The sequence below is a fragment of the Mangrovivirga halotolerans genome (genome assembly GCF_026241165.1).
Lineage (GTDB): Bacteria > Bacteroidota > Bacteroidia > Cytophagales > Cyclobacteriaceae > Mangrovivirga > Mangrovivirga halotolerans.
In genome coordinates, this window is record NZ_JAPFQN010000006.1 from 509,259 (window position 1) to 524,226 (window position 14,968).

Annotated in this window: 14 protein-coding genes; 6 read left to right on the plus strand and 8 right to left on the minus strand. The window is 36.1% G+C overall.

All coding sequences use genetic code 11. The annotated features are described in order from the left end of the window. Positions 1 to 2 precede the first annotated feature (2 nt). Genes OO013_RS13105 through prfA form a run of 3 tightly spaced genes read right to left on the minus strand, consistent with a single transcriptional unit; the run spans position 3 to position 2,865 of the window. Positions 3 to 422: a secondary thiamine-phosphate synthase enzyme YjbQ gene (locus OO013_RS13105; RefSeq protein WP_266057309.1), complete on the minus strand. Its 420-nt coding sequence runs from the start codon at positions 420 to 422 to the stop codon at positions 3 to 5. Between the two features lie 3 nt (positions 423 to 425). Beyond that, positions 426 to 1,802: a choice-of-anchor Q domain-containing protein gene (locus OO013_RS13110; protein ID WP_266057310.1), complete on the minus strand. Its 1,377-nt coding sequence runs from the start codon at positions 1,800 to 1,802 to the stop codon at positions 426 to 428. Then, complete coding sequence (gene prfA, locus OO013_RS13115; RefSeq protein WP_266057312.1) at positions 1,792 to 2,865, minus strand: peptide chain release factor 1; 1,074 nt, start codon at positions 2,863 to 2,865, stop codon at positions 1,792 to 1,794. Before prfA ends, OO013_RS13110 begins: the two co-directional genes overlap by 11 nt. Positions 2,866 to 3,010: 145 nt before the next feature. On the opposite strand from prfA, the gene OO013_RS13120 reads away from it, so the two are divergent. The 3 genes from OO013_RS13120 to OO013_RS13130 are packed head-to-tail and all read left to right on the plus strand — an operon-like array spanning position 3,011 to position 5,958. Then, complete coding sequence (locus OO013_RS13120; RefSeq protein ID WP_266057314.1) at positions 3,011 to 3,511, plus strand: YfiR family protein; 501 nt, start codon at positions 3,011 to 3,013, stop codon at positions 3,509 to 3,511. A 38-nt stretch (positions 3,512 to 3,549) separates the two neighbouring features. Then, complete coding sequence (locus OO013_RS13125) at positions 3,550 to 5,448, plus strand: GAF domain-containing protein (protein ID WP_266057315.1); 1,899 nt, start codon at positions 3,550 to 3,552, stop codon at positions 5,446 to 5,448. Positions 5,449 to 5,457: 9 nt separating this feature from the next. Beyond that, the gene (locus OO013_RS13130) at positions 5,458 to 5,958 is read left to right on the plus strand and encodes a hypothetical protein (protein WP_266057317.1); all 501 of its coding nucleotides are present in this window, start codon (positions 5,458 to 5,460) and stop codon (positions 5,956 to 5,958) included. A gap of 302 nt (positions 5,959 to 6,260) precedes the next feature. Here the strand turns inward: OO013_RS13130 and OO013_RS13135 are convergent, their stop codons facing one another. Both OO013_RS13135 and OO013_RS13140 read right to left on the minus strand, forming a co-directional pair. Continuing rightward, positions 6,261 to 7,667, minus strand: coding sequence for a sodium-dependent transporter (locus tag OO013_RS13135; RefSeq protein WP_266057319.1), 1,407 nt, complete (start codon positions 7,665 to 7,667; stop codon positions 6,261 to 6,263). Between the two features lie 29 nt (positions 7,668 to 7,696). Continuing rightward, positions 7,697 to 8,455, minus strand: a complete 759-nt coding sequence (locus tag OO013_RS13140) for an SDR family NAD(P)-dependent oxidoreductase (protein ID WP_266057320.1) — start codon at positions 8,453 to 8,455, stop codon at positions 7,697 to 7,699. A 161-nt stretch (positions 8,456 to 8,616) separates the two neighbouring features. Between OO013_RS13140 and OO013_RS13145 the strand changes: the two genes are divergently transcribed. Further along, on the plus strand, positions 8,617 to 9,162 hold the full coding sequence (locus OO013_RS13145; RefSeq protein WP_266057321.1) for a hypothetical protein: 546 nt from the start codon (positions 8,617 to 8,619) through the stop codon (positions 9,160 to 9,162). A gap of 22 nt (positions 9,163 to 9,184) precedes the next feature. Next, on the plus strand, positions 9,185 to 9,394 hold the full coding sequence (locus tag OO013_RS13150; protein ID WP_266057322.1) for a hypothetical protein: 210 nt from the start codon (positions 9,185 to 9,187) through the stop codon (positions 9,392 to 9,394). A gap of 1 nt (position 9,395) precedes the next feature. Here the strand turns inward: OO013_RS13150 and OO013_RS13155 are convergent, their stop codons facing one another. Both OO013_RS13155 and OO013_RS13160 read right to left on the minus strand, forming a co-directional pair. Next, positions 9,396 to 9,854, minus strand: a complete 459-nt coding sequence (locus OO013_RS13155) for a YkgJ family cysteine cluster protein (protein WP_266057323.1) — start codon at positions 9,852 to 9,854, stop codon at positions 9,396 to 9,398. Continuing rightward, complete coding sequence (locus tag OO013_RS13160; RefSeq protein WP_266057324.1) at positions 9,855 to 10,493, minus strand: cytochrome c oxidase subunit 3 family protein; 639 nt, start codon at positions 10,491 to 10,493, stop codon at positions 9,855 to 9,857. A gap of 249 nt (positions 10,494 to 10,742) precedes the next feature. On the opposite strand from OO013_RS13160, the gene mfd reads away from it, so the two are divergent. After that, positions 10,743 to 14,111: a transcription-repair coupling factor gene (mfd, locus tag OO013_RS13165; protein WP_266057327.1), complete on the plus strand. Its 3,369-nt coding sequence runs from the start codon at positions 10,743 to 10,745 to the stop codon at positions 14,109 to 14,111. Here mfd and OO013_RS13170 read toward each other — a convergent pair. Beyond that, a complete protein-coding gene (locus OO013_RS13170; protein ID WP_266057328.1) occupies positions 14,108 to 14,758 on the minus strand; it encodes a DsbA family protein in 651 nt (216 codons plus the stop codon). The genes mfd and OO013_RS13170 overlap by 4 nt on opposite strands. Positions 14,759 to 14,968: the final 210 nt, after the last annotated feature.

Below are 14,968 nucleotides of genomic sequence, written 5' to 3' on the forward strand. Positions count from 1 at the left end.
AATTATTCCCCTATAACGGTAATTACTAATTTTCGCGAGCCTCCATGGTTTCTGTGTTCAGCCAGGTAAACCCCCTGCCATGTTCCGAGGTTTAGTTTTCTATTTGTAAAAGGAACATTCACTGACGACCCGAATAATCCGGCCTTAATATGAGCCGGCATGTCATCGGGGCCTTCATAATTATGAATGAAATAGGGTTCGTTTTCAGGAACAGCCCTGTTTATATAGCTTTCAAAATCTACTCTTACATCCGGATCTGCTGATTCGTTAATTAATAATGATGCAGAAGTGTGTTTGATAAAAATTGTGCAAATACCTATGTCGAATGGGCAGTCAGTCAAAACCTTATTTATTTCTTTAGTGAGAACATGGAACCCTCTTGATTTTGGTTCAATAGCTATTTCTTGTTGATATACACCCATAATTTACTTTATAAATTCATATGCTCCGGCATCAGGATTGTTGTCTCTGGAATTTCCAAGAATATCATTAGAAATGCCTGTCGTAGTTCCGAAATCTATTGCGGGACTTTCACCATCCAGATTTAGATTAAAATCTCCAGCATCAATAAAAAGAGGGTCTGTATTAAATAAATTATCACCACTAAAATATTGTTCATTTATATCTATCAGACCAAAAACCGTAGAGGTAAGAACAATATTATTAGATTCCGGGATTAGTTCCTGAATAATAATACTGTAATTAAAAGGAGACCAGACAATCGAGTTTCTTATTTCCAGGTCTAAAGCACTTGAAAGAACATTTCCATTTGATAATTCAAGGTAATCTGAAAATCCGATAACCGGGTTACTGGTAGAAAGCAATCCGGAACCAGTATTAATAGATGAATGAACAATTGAAATTTTTCCTCCTGCAAGAGCTGTTATTCCCTGTTCACCTGCTTCACTGATAACAACATTTTCCAGATTAAAATCAGTTGTAAACGAAAGAATACCATGAGAAAGAGAATTTAAAATCTCAGTATTTTTAATTGTAAGATCTGTAGTTGATTCATCCGGATCGCCTAAACGAAGACCGAAAGAAGCATTTTTTATTACAACATGATCCAAAACTGATTCAAGGCTATTTTCAAGGAGATAAATTCCATCCCACTGACCGGGAACATTTTCATAGACACCATCCTGGCGACTTTGAATAAAATAAATCTTTTGGTCCGTTGTACCTATCGCACGTAAACTTCCTTTTATTAGTAATCTGGCATTATTACCCATAAAGAATTTTACATTCTCTTCCACTGTTAAGGTTACCAGGCTATCGATATAAGCATTGTTCTTTAAAAAGATACGGCTACCCGAGGGTATAACGGTGTCTTGTCTGAAGATAAAATCATCAATTAAATTAACATCCTGACTATAACCTTCTATAACTACAGGGTTTGCATACAGAGATTCAATAATAATTTCTTCGTAAACAGGAACAGGATCTGTATTTTCCTGATTTGTATAAAAAGCTTCTATGAGGATCTCAAGACTATCTCCTCCGAGCATCTCAATGTTTGAAAACGCTTTTCCTTTATTTCCTTTAACATTTAAAGTGTAGGGAGAATTTTCTCCTCTTTTCAATCTGATAGAGGAGATTAAAATGTTGTTTCCTGTAGGGTTGATAATTTTATATCGTACTGCAGGAGATGGAGAATTAGTTAAAAGAGTATCAAAAAAAACGGTATCCTGTGAAAAAATTAACGGTTTGTTTAAAGGCTCAAAAGGAGAGTCTTCTTTAATACAGGAAAAAAGTACAGGAAAAAGCAATAAATAAAATAAGAACAGAGAATTATTCTTCATTACCATCCTGCATTTTTTCGGCGTTTTCTGCGATCCTGAGTTCCTCGATAAAATTACCTATTTCACCATCCATAACCGTTGGTAAATTATGAACACTCATATTGATTCTATGGTCGGTAACTCTTCCCTGAGGATAATTATAGGTTCTGATTTTGTCACTACGGTCTCCACTACCTACCATGGATTTTCGCATTCCCCCAACTTCATCATTGTGCTTTTTTAATTCAATTTCGTAAAGACGGCTTCTCAATACACCTAGTGCCTTTTCAAAGTTTTTTATCTGAGATTTCTGATCCTGACAAGTAACCACTAAACCAGTAGGATTATGGGTTAAACGTACCGCCGAATAAGTGGTGTTTACAGACTGACCACCCGGGCCTGATGAACAGAAAGTATCCTTTCGAATATCATTCATATCAAGATCAACTTCTACATCATCCATTTCCGGAAGTACAGCAACTGAAGCTGCCGAAGTATGAACCCTGCCTTGAGTTTCTGTTGCTGGAACCCGTTGAACCCTGTGAACCCCGGATTCAAATTTTAGTTTTCCATAAACATCGTCTCCCGAAACAGTACTTACTATTTCCTTATAACCTCCGGCTGAGCCTTCAGTCAAGTCGAGTACACGTAAGGTCCAACCTTCTTTTTCAGCAAATCGCTGATACATTCTAAATAAATCACCTGCAAATATTGCAGCCTCATCTCCACCTGTGCCTGCTCTTATTTCAAGGATAGCATCTTTACTGTCATTAGGGTCTTTAGGAATAAGCAGTTTCTTTAACTCATCCTCAAGCTCTTCTTTTTTTGGAGACAAGTCATCAATCTCCGATTTTGCCATTTCCCTGAAGTCAGGATCTTTTTCATTTTGGAGGACATTTTTAGCCTCTTTTAAGTTGGCATTGATCAGGCAATACTCATCATACACCTTCACAACTTTCTCAAGATCCTTGTATTCTTTATTTAATGAAGTGAATTTCTTTATATCTGAGGCAATATCAGGCTGAATCAATAACTGCCCAACCTCTTCAAATCTTTCCTTTATTGCATCAAGTTTATCGATCATAAATTACTATTTTAACGACCAAAGTTAATAATAAAACGAATTTATCCTCTTAAATTAATTGTATTCCTTATTTTTACTGATTGTCAGAATACATATGTGAAGTTAATTATTTTTTTTGGTATAATATTTTTATAATTTGTGGGCTATGAAAAAAATCATTTTTTTAATCTGTTTTCTTACAGCAGTACACCTTTCTGCTCAAGATTATAAGTTTCATGCTACTTTTATATATAATTTTACAAAATATATCCAATGGCCCCCTTCCTATAATCAGGGAGACTTTGTGATAGGTGTAGTTGGTGACTGTGAGTTGATCGATTATTTGAACACGCTCGCTCAAACCAGGAAAGCCGGTAACCAGAGTTTTAAAATTATAAAGTACAATAGCCCGGGAGAAATAAACAATCCACCACATATTGTATTTATACCTAAGACTCAAAGTTCAAAACTACCGATAGTGCTTGGTAAAGTTGCTTCAGGATCTACACTGGTTATTACAGAAGAAGCCGGACTAGGAAAACAGGGTAGTGGAATAAATTTTGTATTTGAAGGAGGGAAACCAAGATTTGAGTTAAATCTTGATGCAACTAATGCTGCCCGCCTGAAGGTTTCCAGTGAATTACAAAGACTGGCGACCGTTATTTGATTTTTTTTAAGTAGCTAAAATTTAAATCAGCTCACATTATGAAAAATAAACGGATTGGTCTAAGGCTAAAAGTCTTGGGTGGATTTTTAATTCTCATTTTACTTTTTACAATAAATGCCGTTTTTACGGTTTTAACTGTAAATGAGAATGATAATACCTTGGATCGTCTGGCTAATATTGTCAGACCCTCTTCCGAAGCTCTCGCTGAATTCGATGATCTTGCTTTGAGAACAAAAATGTATACCACTAACTGGGTATATCTTCAAACGAATACAGCCGATAAGAAAAAGCTTGAATTAATTCACGATTATGAATACAGGGAAATCAAGGAAAAACTTGAGGACCTTGATGACAACTGGGCTCCACAGGATACTGCAAAGCTAGATACAGTTTTTCAAACTTTCGAGCAGGTTCTTCAGATAAGCAAGCAAGACATTATGTCTCAGCTGCAAAAATTCACCGATTATGATGATGCAGCTTTAAAATTTACTGCTGAAACAGCTTTAGAAAGCCTTATTCCGTTAACAGATTCCTTACAAAATCAAATAACTGAATTAAGGAAAAGAAAAGAAGCTGAGACTCAAGCAGCCGATGCTGAACTTAGCTCTTCTCTTGAGCAGTTGAAATCTTCGTCTATTATCGTAGCGATTGTATTGATTATTATAGGTATAGCATCGAGTTTGATAGTTGCAAACTCGATTACGAAACCTGTAAATCATCTAAAAACCGTTATTTCCAAACTTGGTAAGGGAGAGATTCCTGAAACAAATACCATGAACCTTTCTAACGATGAGATTGGTGATATGGCTCTCGCTGTTGAAAAGCTTGCAGAAGGGTTGAAGGAAACATCATATTTCGCAGAAAAGATTGGTGATGGTAATTATGATGCTAAGTTTAAACCACTAAGTGATAACGATACTCTCGGAAATGCTCTGATAGAAATGCGCGATAATTTGAATCGTGTTGCACAAGAAGATAAAAAGCGTAGTTGGGCAACAGAAGGACAGGCAATGTTTGGCGAGATACTTCGTACAAATAATGATAACCTGAAAAACCTTAGTGAAGAGATAATTACCAATCTTGTCAAATACCTCAAAGCTAATCAGGGAGGGCTATTTATAATTAATGATACTGAGGAAGAACCTTATCTCGAATTAATGGCTTGTTATGCCTGGGATAAGAAAAAGTATCTTGAACAAAAAGTGTATAAAGGAGATGGCCTGACAGGTCAGGCCTGGCTTGAAAAAGACAAGGTGTTTATTACTGATGTTCCGGATGAATATATAAGCATTACTTCAGGTCTTGGTGATGCAAACCCGAATAGCATTCTTATCGTTCCATTGAAAATCAATGAAGAAGTTTATGGTGTTGTAGAAATTGCCAGCTTTAATGTTTTTGATGAGTACGAAATAGAATTCGTTGAAAAAATTGCAGAAAGCATCGCTTCATCGATCAGTAGTGTGAAAGTAAATGAAAGAACTCAAATACTTCTCGAAGAGTCTCAGGAGTTGACCGAACAAATGAGATCTCAGGAAGAAGAAATGAGACAGAACATGGAGGAACTTCAGGCTACTCAGGAGGAAATGGAACGTAGCCAGCGAGAAAGAGAAACTAAGGAAAACATTATTAACAATTCCTTAGTGACAATAGAACTTGATAGTTCTTTTAAGTTCAGCACCGTAAACAGATTATTTACAGAAACTCTAGGTTATAGTGATACTGAATTAAGAAATAAAGCGTTTCTCAGCCTGGTAGAAAACACTGCGGTTTATGAGCAAATGGTTTCTGATGTAAAACAAGGCATAACCTGGAGAGGAAATATTCAGTTAAGTAATAAGAATGGAAAAGCGCTTTCCTTTATGGTCATTGCCGGTCAGGTTAAAGATCCAATCAGTGGAGAGCAAAAGTATACAATCTATTCCGTTGAAATAAAATAATCCATATTCATGAAATCATCAGGTGTAGTTTCTGTTTTGATTACCATGGCAACAATGTTATCATGCCAGGTTAATGAAGATGAAAAGAATAAATTATCTGAGGTTCATGACCAAATGGAAAAAAACGAGTTGATAAAGATCTCCCGGGAGGACATCTATACCAAAGCACAGGAGCAATCAATAAAGATTGGGAGTGCCTTGAAAAATGCTGATCAAAACTTTTCAGTAGACTCCCTGGAAGAATTATATAATGCTCAAATAACTTTTATTCCTTTCGAAAACATGACTGAATTCATTTCAGATTCAAATAATACAAAGAAAGAAATCGAAGTAATTGAAGCATATCTTTATCAATTAAATAATAATGGAGAGTTAGAAGACAATGTTCAGTATATTAATAATGATACAGAGTTAACTTATGACTTTCCTGTTAACAATGACTCCATCAAAGGTGTATGGCATGCCAAGGTTAAAAGGAAGGAGATCATATTAAACGAAATAAAAAAATAGAATTAGATTTTAGTTTATGAACCGCCTGAAATAGATTGACGGCTTTTGATTATAAAACTATAGACCGAAGGAGTTCATCTTCTTCGGTTTTTTCATATAAAGATTGGGGTCATCTCACCCTTTTTACCTGGGAAACAACCACAAGTAATTAATCATCATGGGGTAGGCTTTTTCTTTATTCAAAACACGAGACTTGATAAGTCTACTTTTATCGATTCATTTAGACACCCGACATTAAAAATAAAAAAGGAGGAGTTAAATAATAACTCCTCCTTTTTTATAGGTTTAGACTTAATTAGGTATCAATTTGTGAAATATTCTATTAAGTTAATTCCGAAATATACATCAGAAATTGTGAGTAGGAAAATCACACTTAACACAATAGGACACAGGTAGCAAACACAAAATGAAATGTATTTACTGAGGAATGAACCTCTGAATTTACCAGGAAAGCCTTCTTCGATTTCTGCCATAAGATTTTCCTTTTTCCATACATATGCTGCAAAAAGAGTAATTAACAATCCACCAAGAGGAAGGAATGTATTTGAACTCATATTTTCAATAAAGGTCATAAAGTCTATCGTGGTTCCCGAAGGATAAGTAATAAACTTATTTAAAGCAGGAACTGAACCCTGGCTTAACATTGATGGAATTCCAAGAAGAAAAATAAATCCAGCAATAATCCATACAGCCTTTGTTCTTTTCAACTTTAATTCATCTACACAAAAAGAAACAGGCACCTCTAATAACGAAACTGTTGAAGTTAATGCGGCAAAACTTAATAATAAGAAGAATACACTTCCTACGATAATTCCCAGTGTTGGACCAAACGATTCAAATACTCCAGGTAGGGTAATGAATATTAATCCCGGACCTCCGTCTACTCCTTCCATAGTTCCTCCGGTAATATATGCCACAAATGGGAACATCATTAAACCGGCAATGAATGCAATTCCGACATCCGTCATTGTAATAAAGGCGGCAGAACTAACAATGTTGTCTTTTTTACCTACGTAACTACCGTAAGTAATGAGCGCGCCCATACCTAGGGAAAGAGAAAAGAATGCCTGACCAAGAGCATTAAGAGCCACTTCAAGAGTGATCTCGCTGAAGTCAGGAATTAAGTAGAATGAAACCCCTTTCATTGCATTCTCTAAAGTAAATGAATAAGCAACCAGAGATAATATTAATATCACTAAAACCGGCATCAGAATTTTTGAAGCTCTTTCAATACCACCAGAGATACCTTTAGAGACAATAAAAGCTGTTGCAAACATAAAAAGTGCACTCCATATGGATATTAAAACGGCGTTATTGGTGAAGATCCCAAATTGTTCTCCAATAGCGAAATTACCCTGAACCATTTCTATGAAATATCCCAAAGCCCAACCGGCAACAACATTATAGAATGAAAGAATAAAAACGCCACTTAAAATCCCTAGAAAACCGACAATCGCCCAGTTTTTGAATCCCAGGCTCTTAAAAGCGCCAACAGGGTTTAATTGAGTTTTTCTACCAATTGCTATTTCAGTTAGCATCACCGGGAAGCATAGAACAAAGCAAAAGATCAAATACATGATCAAAAAGGCTGCTCCACCACCTTCACCAACTTCGAAAGGAAACTTCCAAATGTTTCCCAGACCAACAGCAGAACCTGCTGCTGCTAAAATGAATCCTATCTTACTCGAGAATCCGCTTCTTGTTGCCATTATTTTTATTAGGTTTTAGGTTGTTTTCTTTAATGTACATAACTACCGGCATTCACATCTATCGATGTTCCGGTCAGGTGATCGGCCTTTCCACTTAAAAGGAAAACAATTGTCGGAGATATGTCTCCGGGCTCGGTCAGGTTTTTTAATGCAATATCATCCAGTGCATAATTTTCACCATATTGATCAATGAAATCCTGAGCCATATCAGTTCTGGTAAACCCGGGAGCAATCTCGAATGCTTTAATGTCATCCTTACCATAAGCTCTGGCAATTGTTTTTGTCAAAGAAACTAAAGCTCCTTTTGATGCTCCGTAAGCAAGGTAATCCGGGGTATCTCCGCGGTATGCTGCTCTGGAAGTGATATTAACAATTCTTCCTCCTGCCGCATTACAAAAAGTTTCAACTGCTAATTTGCATAGATAGGCAGTTGCCCGGGTATTAATTGCAAATGTCTTGTCCCAGTCTGATAACCATTGATTATGGTCATCACTTTTTAAATCTGATGAAAATGCAACGCCGGCATTATTTACTAAACCGGTAAGAGGGTTGATTTCGTTAGCCTTATTCCAGGCTAATTTGATCTCTTCAGGATTAAGTAGATCGATTTTCAGGTAATTAAGAGTAGAAGGATAATCGCTTTTTAACTTTTCAAGTTCGTCTGATAATTTTGTACTAACTGTAGAAACCCGTGCGCCGGAATTCAACAGATCTTTAACAATTGCCAGACCGATTCCCCTGCTTCCTCCTGTAACAAAAATGTGCTGATCTTCTAAATTAAGGTGCATATTTGCCTGAAAAAAAAATTACAATCTGTAAAGTGTTAAAATTTTTAATCTTATTCAAAGAATATTAGTATGAATTTTGCTGTTATCACTTTAGTTAATTTATTCTCTGGGGAATTTTAAAATTAATAGTAAATTCCCTGTTCAATTAATTTTACTAAGCTATGAGAAAAACTCAATTATTACTTGCGCTTATTTTTTTGTTATCAGCTTACGAAGGATTTTCACAGAAAAAATTCCCACAACTTAGTGGAAAAACCGTTGCTGATGAAAACGTAACGATTCCTTCTGATACAAAAGGAAAATTCACACTTGTAGGTCTTGCTTACAGCCAGAAAGCAGAAGATGATTTGAATACGTGGTTTCAGCCGGTGTATGACAGATTTGTTGCTGATGCAGGAGCGGGCTTATTCTCTGATTTTATGTATGACATTAATGTTTATTTTGTACCAATGTTTACTGGCGTAAAATCAGCTAGTGCCGGGGCTGCAATGAATAAGGCAGAAAAAGAACTTGATCCGGAACTTCATCCTCATGTGTTGTTTTACAAGGGGTCGCTAAAAGAATATGAAGATTCGTTAAAACTTAAAAACAAGAAGAAGCCATATGTATTTGTCTTGGATAAAAACGGCCGAATTGTTTATGAAACATCCGGACCGTGTACTTCGTCTAAGCTACAAGAAATAGAAAACATCGTTAGTGCGGATTGATATGGCAAAAAGTGAACTACATATGAGCTTCAATGCTCTAAGAGTCGGAAATCATTATAAAGTAAAAAATTTCGGAGAGGAATATATTTTTGAAGTTACCGAAAGAGTAGGGGAGCAGAATTACAAATGTAAAGATGTGGTTTCACTGGAAACATTCGAGTTTGAGGAAATCATTCGATATGGAAAAGGAAAAGATTTTGATATCGATGAATACAAACCGTATTTGAAATAAGTTATTGGGGTCCTGAATACAGGGCCTCTATTTTTTTTACCACCTCTTCAACAGCTGGACATACTGCTGTGTTTTTTAAAGTCAGGTTAAGGATTTGATGCTGTCTTTTTCGGTCTGTATGAGGATATTCTTTACAGGCTGTAGGCCGACTTTCATAAACTATACATTTATTATCGTAACCTAAAAAAGGACAAGGGGCTTCATTCAGAACGTAATCACCTTCACTGTCCTTATAGAGGTAGGTGTCAATAAATTCGCCGCGCTTCATTTTTAAAGTTTTGGAAAGACGATTTATATCGGCATCATAAAATATCGGACTTGTAGTTTTACAACAATTTGCACATTCAAGACAATCGATCGTTTCGAAAGCTTCATCATGAAATTGCTTGAAGTCCTGATCAAGTGATTTTGGTTTGCTCTTTTTTAATTTTCTGAAAAGCTGCTTTCTCTCTTTGCTCATTTACACTAAAAACATCACTATAAATGTTCCTAAAATTATAAACCAGGAAACATCCATAAATACCCAGAATGCATGGAGCAAAGATAACTTCATTTTTTGAAAGGGATTTGTAAAATAGATTAACTTTTCAACCGGATCTGACAAGCTAGTAAGAGAATTGATAAATAAGGCGATCATGAAGACAAGTCCGGCAATTATATGTATCAGATGCAGGCCGCTGAGCAAATAAAGTAAAGTTTCTACCGCCTGTCCATCAAAATAAACTTCATCATTAAAAAGATTCATCCAGGCAAATAGTTGAGATACCCCAAAAAGAGTAGTAAATAATATCCCAAACCCGAGATAACGCTTTAAATTCAGGTCATTCTCTTTTTCAAAAAAACCGGGTAGCCTTGCAATAAAATAATGAGAGAAAACCAGAAAACCGGTGCTGATATAAAATGTTACTGGCAGATTGATTGGTTTGGCAGAATGCTCGGAGCTCACAAATAGTACGACCAGAAGGAAAATAAATATTATCGAAGATCCAAAAATTGACAGGTAAGTAATGGTTTGGTATGGATGAAGCGACTCTATCTTTTCAAATGTAGATAGCGCTGAATTTTTATCCGCATCCGTCTTATAGACTTTACCTTTCATACATATATTACCAATAAATTATTTAATTGTTTCGGCTTAATTAATTTACATTAATTATCCCACCTAAACATATATGTAAAGCATAAAAATTTTCTGGTTCTGGAAGATTTTAGAAAACCTTTGGCTTTGTGAGTCGTTGTTTCTCAGGTATTATAAGCAAATTTGCAACAATCACTTACCTGCTACTGATGTGAAAGCCATCGGGGCGGGCTTTAGTCGTTATTAATTTTTGAAATAAAAAAAGTTATTGTGAAGGCATCTTCATTCCTAAAACTATACAGAGAAAGCAGCGAGGTTAATGCTGTAGCAGAAGCTATAAAGCCAAACGAAAGTTTAAACATTCAATTGAAAGGCGTTAGTGGCAGTCTGGATGCAGTGATCTTTTCAGCTGTATTTATGCATAATAAGCAAAACCACCTGTTGGTTTTACATGATAAGGAGGAGGCAGCCTATTTTCATACTGACTTAAAAAACTTTTTCCCGGATAAGGACATCTTGTTTTTTCCTACTTCATATAAAAGACCTTACAGTTTTGATGAAACTGAAAACGCAAACATATTGCGCCGTGCTGAAGTACTGAACAGGATGAATCATAAATCCCCTTCTGGAGAAATAATCGTTACCTACCCAGAAGCGCTTACCGAAAAAGTTATTAATAAAAGGTCCTTGTTGAAAAACACCTGGTCTGCTTCTGAAGGTGATTCTGTTGATATCGATACACTAAGTGAGCTATTGGTTTCTTATGATTTCGAACGGACTGATTTCGTTTATGAAGCCGGACAATTTGCAGTCAGGGGAGGAATTATTGATATTTTTTCTTTTGCACATGATTTGCCCTTCAGGATAGAGCTTTTCGGAGATGAAATTGATAGCATAAGAACTTTCGATCCTGAAACTCAAACTTCTCAGGAAAATGTAAAAACATTAAATATTATTCCAAACGTTCAAACCAGGCTTTTGGAAGAAACGAGGCAATCCATACTTGAGTTTTTACCACGAAACCTGAAAGTATGGATAAAAGATGTTTCCCAGGTTTTAGACACTGTTGATGCTTATTATAAAAAAGCAACAGAAGATTTCGATAGTGTTTTGAAACAATCAATGGGAACTAAGGTGGTGCTCGACCCAAAAGATCTTTTCGAACAAAAAAATTCTTTTCTCGAACACCTGAATACTTTTCCTGTAATTGAGTTTGGCAACAGGTTTTATTTTGAAGATGCTTTAACTATCAATTATGAATCTGAATCTCAACCAAGCATGAATAAGAATTTCACTTTGCTTGGTGATACCTTACTTGACTATCAGCAGAAAGGATATTCAAATTTTGTAATTGCAGAATCCCAGCGTCAGATTGAACGCCTACACAATATATTTGATGAGATCGATCCATTAATAAAGTTTGAAGATGTCACTGCAGGTATAAGACAAGGTTACATAGATAAAATTCTCCGAATAACCTGTTTTACCGATCACCAGATATTTGAGAGATATCACCGATTTAAAGTAAAAGACAGACATTCTAAATCTAAAGCATTAACTCTTCGGGAATTGTACACTTTACAACCTGGAGACTTCGTAACGCATATAGACTATGGCATCGGAAGGTTTGCCGGCCTGGAAAAAGTTGATGTGGGAGGGAATGAACAAGAGGCTATCAGGTTGATCTACCGGGACAACGATCTTTTATACGTTTCCATTCACTCAATTCATAAGATCTCAAAATATTCCGGTAAAGAAGGAACACCGCCGGTAGTATCCAAACTAGGATCGCAGGAATGGGAAAACAAGAAAAAAAGAGTGAAGAAAAAGGTTATTGATATTGCTGATGACCTAATTCAATTATATGCCAAAAGAAAAGCCACTGAAGGAACAGCTTTTAACAAGGATAACTATTTACAAGCAGAGCTGGAATCTTCTTTCATTTACCAGGACACACCAGACCAGGCAAAAGCAACGGCAGATGTAAAAGCAGATATGGAAGAACCTCATCCGATGGACAGGCTTGTTTGTGGGGATGTAGGTTTTGGTAAAACTGAAGTTGCAATCAGAGCAGCGTTTAAAGCAGTGAATGATGGTAAGCAGGTAGCTATTCTGGTTCCTACCACTATTCTTGCAATGCAGCATTATCACACATTATCCGAAAGATTGAAAGAGTTTCCTGTAGTAATCGATTATATCAATAGATTCAGGACGACAAAAGATATTAAACAGATACTGAAAGAAACCGAAGAAGGTAAGGTCGATATTCTTATCGGAACCCACAGAATTGTAAATAAAGACGTTAAGTTCAAAGATATTGGACTTCTGGTAATCGATGAGGAACAAAAATTTGGTGTTAAAGTAAAGGAGAAGCTGAAGGAATTCAGAGTAAATGTTGATGTACTCACACTGACAGCTACTCCGATACCAAGAACTCTTCATTTCTCTTTAATGGGAGCCAGGGACTTAAGTATTATCCAGACTCCACCACCAAACAGGCAACCGGTGACTACTGAACTTCATACTTTTAACGAAGATATTATCCGGGATGCTGTGAGTTATGAACTTAGAAGAGGAGGACAGGTTTTTTTCGTTCATAACCGTGTAAATGATATCGAATCTGTAGCAAACATTGTATTAAAACTAGTACCGGATGCAAGAATTGGCATTGCCCATGGCCAGATGCAGGGACATCAATTGGAAAAGGCAATGTTGAGATTTATAGAGGGAGAATATGATGTGCTGGTGTCAACCAACATTATTGAAGCCGGGCTCGATATTCCAAATGCAAATACTATCATAATTAATCAGGCACATATGTTTGGTCTTTCAGACTTGCATCAAATGCGAGGAAGGGTAGGGCGTAGTAATAAAAAGGCTTTTTGTTATTTATTGACTCCACCAACAATCGGCCTTTCAACAGAAGCCAGAAAAAGACTGAGTACACTTGAAGAGTTTTCAGATCTTGGAGACGGGTTTAAAGTAGCTATGCGTGATCTTGATATTAGAGGAGCCGGAAATTTGCTTGGATCAGAGCAAAGTGGGTTTATCACGGATCTTGGATTTGACACTTACCACAAGATTCTGGATGAGGCTATACAAGAGCTTAAGGAGAAAAAATATAAAGACCTGTTTGAAAAAGAACTTTCAGAGAAAGTTAAAAATCTTGTTCCGGATTCCAATATTGAGACAGATATGGAAATTCTTATTCCTGAAGATTATGTTTCTAATATCGCAGAAAGGCTTAGTCTCTATAATCAGGCTGATAACCTGAAAACACAAGAAGAGCTCGATAATTTTGAAAGCAATTTAAGAGACCGGTTCGGCCCATTACCTGAAAGTGTTAAATCTTTGCTGGAGACAGTGGAATTAAGATGGATGGCTCAACAGCTTGGCTTTGAAAAAGTAAATCTAAAAAATGGTGCGATTAAGGCATTTTGTCCACCATCAGATAGGGAAGAATATTATAATTCCGCAATTTTCGGATCAATCATTGGGTTTATTCAGCAAAATCCAAGGTTTTGCCGCATGAAGGAAACAGGAAAGCGCCTGGTATTAACAATACAGGATGTTGATTCGGTATCTAAAGCAAAAGAAATTATGAAACAGATGATGCCGCAAGCAGTTGAAACACCTTAATTGTTTTCTTTGATTGCGTTTTCAATTTTATCCACCATTCGCTCTATTTCTTCTAGTGGAATAAATCCTCGTGCCATAAGATAAATCGTTTCTCCGGCTTTCATAAAAAGAGTAGGGTATCCGGTTACTCCTAAAGCTGATGCAAATTTGAATTCATCATATGTTTTTTCGAGGTATTCGCGGCTGGTAAAGCGGTTATAAAAATCATCATAATCCAGGCCACAGTCTTCAACTATCTTTCTGTAGTTTTCAACTTTGTTAAGATCTTTACCTTCATAATAAAGCAGAGATTGAATTTTATGTGCGTATTCGATGCTTTTACTTCTCTTAATAGCTTTCATTGTACGCAAGGCTCTGGCTGGGACTTCCGAATCCATTACCATTGTTCCTTCCTTCATTACTCCATCAATAAACCCTTCGCCGAACTTTACTCCGGTCTTTTCTTCAACAGTTTTATATGTTTTAGCAATAAAAGGAGCAACTGCACCAATCGGACCCACTTGTTCACCTAAAATCATTCCACCACTAAGAACTGTTACATCAAAAGTCTCCTTGTGTTTTTCAGCAAACCTTTTAATGTGATCGCTAAAACCATAACACCATCCGCATAAAGGATCAAATACGTAAATCAACTCATTCTTTTCCATAGTTTGATAAACGAAACTAATATTCAATAGTTATGTCCAGGTCTTACCGTTAGTAACAAACCAGTTTGAATATTGACTCTTATAAAGCTATCTTAACAAATAAAATCAGGGATTTTATCTCCAGGATGTAACTTATTCAATAAATATATTTTTGAATTAATGGTCAATTTCAAAACAAATTAATAATGAAAAATAATTTTATGACTAAAT

What these genes read in the sequence shown, in the direction of transcription:
- OO013_RS13170 (WP_266057328.1), bottom strand. Translation starts at nt 14,758, where the DNA reads ATGGAAAAGAATGAGTTGATTTACGTATTTGATCCTTTATGCGGATGG.
- OO013_RS13145 (WP_266057321.1), top strand. Translation starts at nt 8,617, where the DNA reads ATGAGAAAAACTCAATTATTACTTGCGCTTATTTTTTTGTTATCAGCT.
- prfA (WP_266057312.1), bottom strand. Translation starts at nt 2,865, where the DNA reads ATGATCGATAAACTTGATGCAATAAAGGAAAGATTTGAAGAGGTTGGG.
- OO013_RS13125 (WP_266057315.1), top strand. Translation starts at nt 3,550, where the DNA reads ATGAAAAATAAACGGATTGGTCTAAGGCTAAAAGTCTTGGGTGGATTT.
- OO013_RS13150 (WP_266057322.1), top strand. Translation starts at nt 9,185, where the DNA reads ATGAGCTTCAATGCTCTAAGAGTCGGAAATCATTATAAAGTAAAAAAT.
- OO013_RS13110 (WP_266057310.1), bottom strand. Translation starts at nt 1,802, where the DNA reads ATGAAGAATAATTCTCTGTTCTTATTTTATTTATTGCTTTTTCCTGTA.
- OO013_RS13130 (WP_266057317.1), top strand. Translation starts at nt 5,458, where the DNA reads ATGAAATCATCAGGTGTAGTTTCTGTTTTGATTACCATGGCAACAATG.
- OO013_RS13135 (WP_266057319.1), bottom strand. Translation starts at nt 7,667, where the DNA reads ATGGCAACAAGAAGCGGATTCTCGAGTAAGATAGGATTCATTTTAGCA.
- OO013_RS13120 (WP_266057314.1), top strand. Translation starts at nt 3,011, where the DNA reads ATGAAAAAAATCATTTTTTTAATCTGTTTTCTTACAGCAGTACACCTT.
- OO013_RS13105 (WP_266057309.1), bottom strand. Translation starts at nt 422, where the DNA reads ATGGGTGTATATCAACAAGAAATAGCTATTGAACCAAAATCAAGAGGG.
- OO013_RS13160 (WP_266057324.1), bottom strand. Translation starts at nt 10,493, where the DNA reads ATGAAAGGTAAAGTCTATAAGACGGATGCGGATAAAAATTCAGCGCTA.
- OO013_RS13140 (WP_266057320.1), bottom strand. Translation starts at nt 8,455, where the DNA reads ATGCACCTTAATTTAGAAGATCAGCACATTTTTGTTACAGGAGGAAGC.
- OO013_RS13155 (WP_266057323.1), bottom strand. Translation starts at nt 9,854, where the DNA reads ATGAGCAAAGAGAGAAAGCAGCTTTTCAGAAAATTAAAAAAGAGCAAA.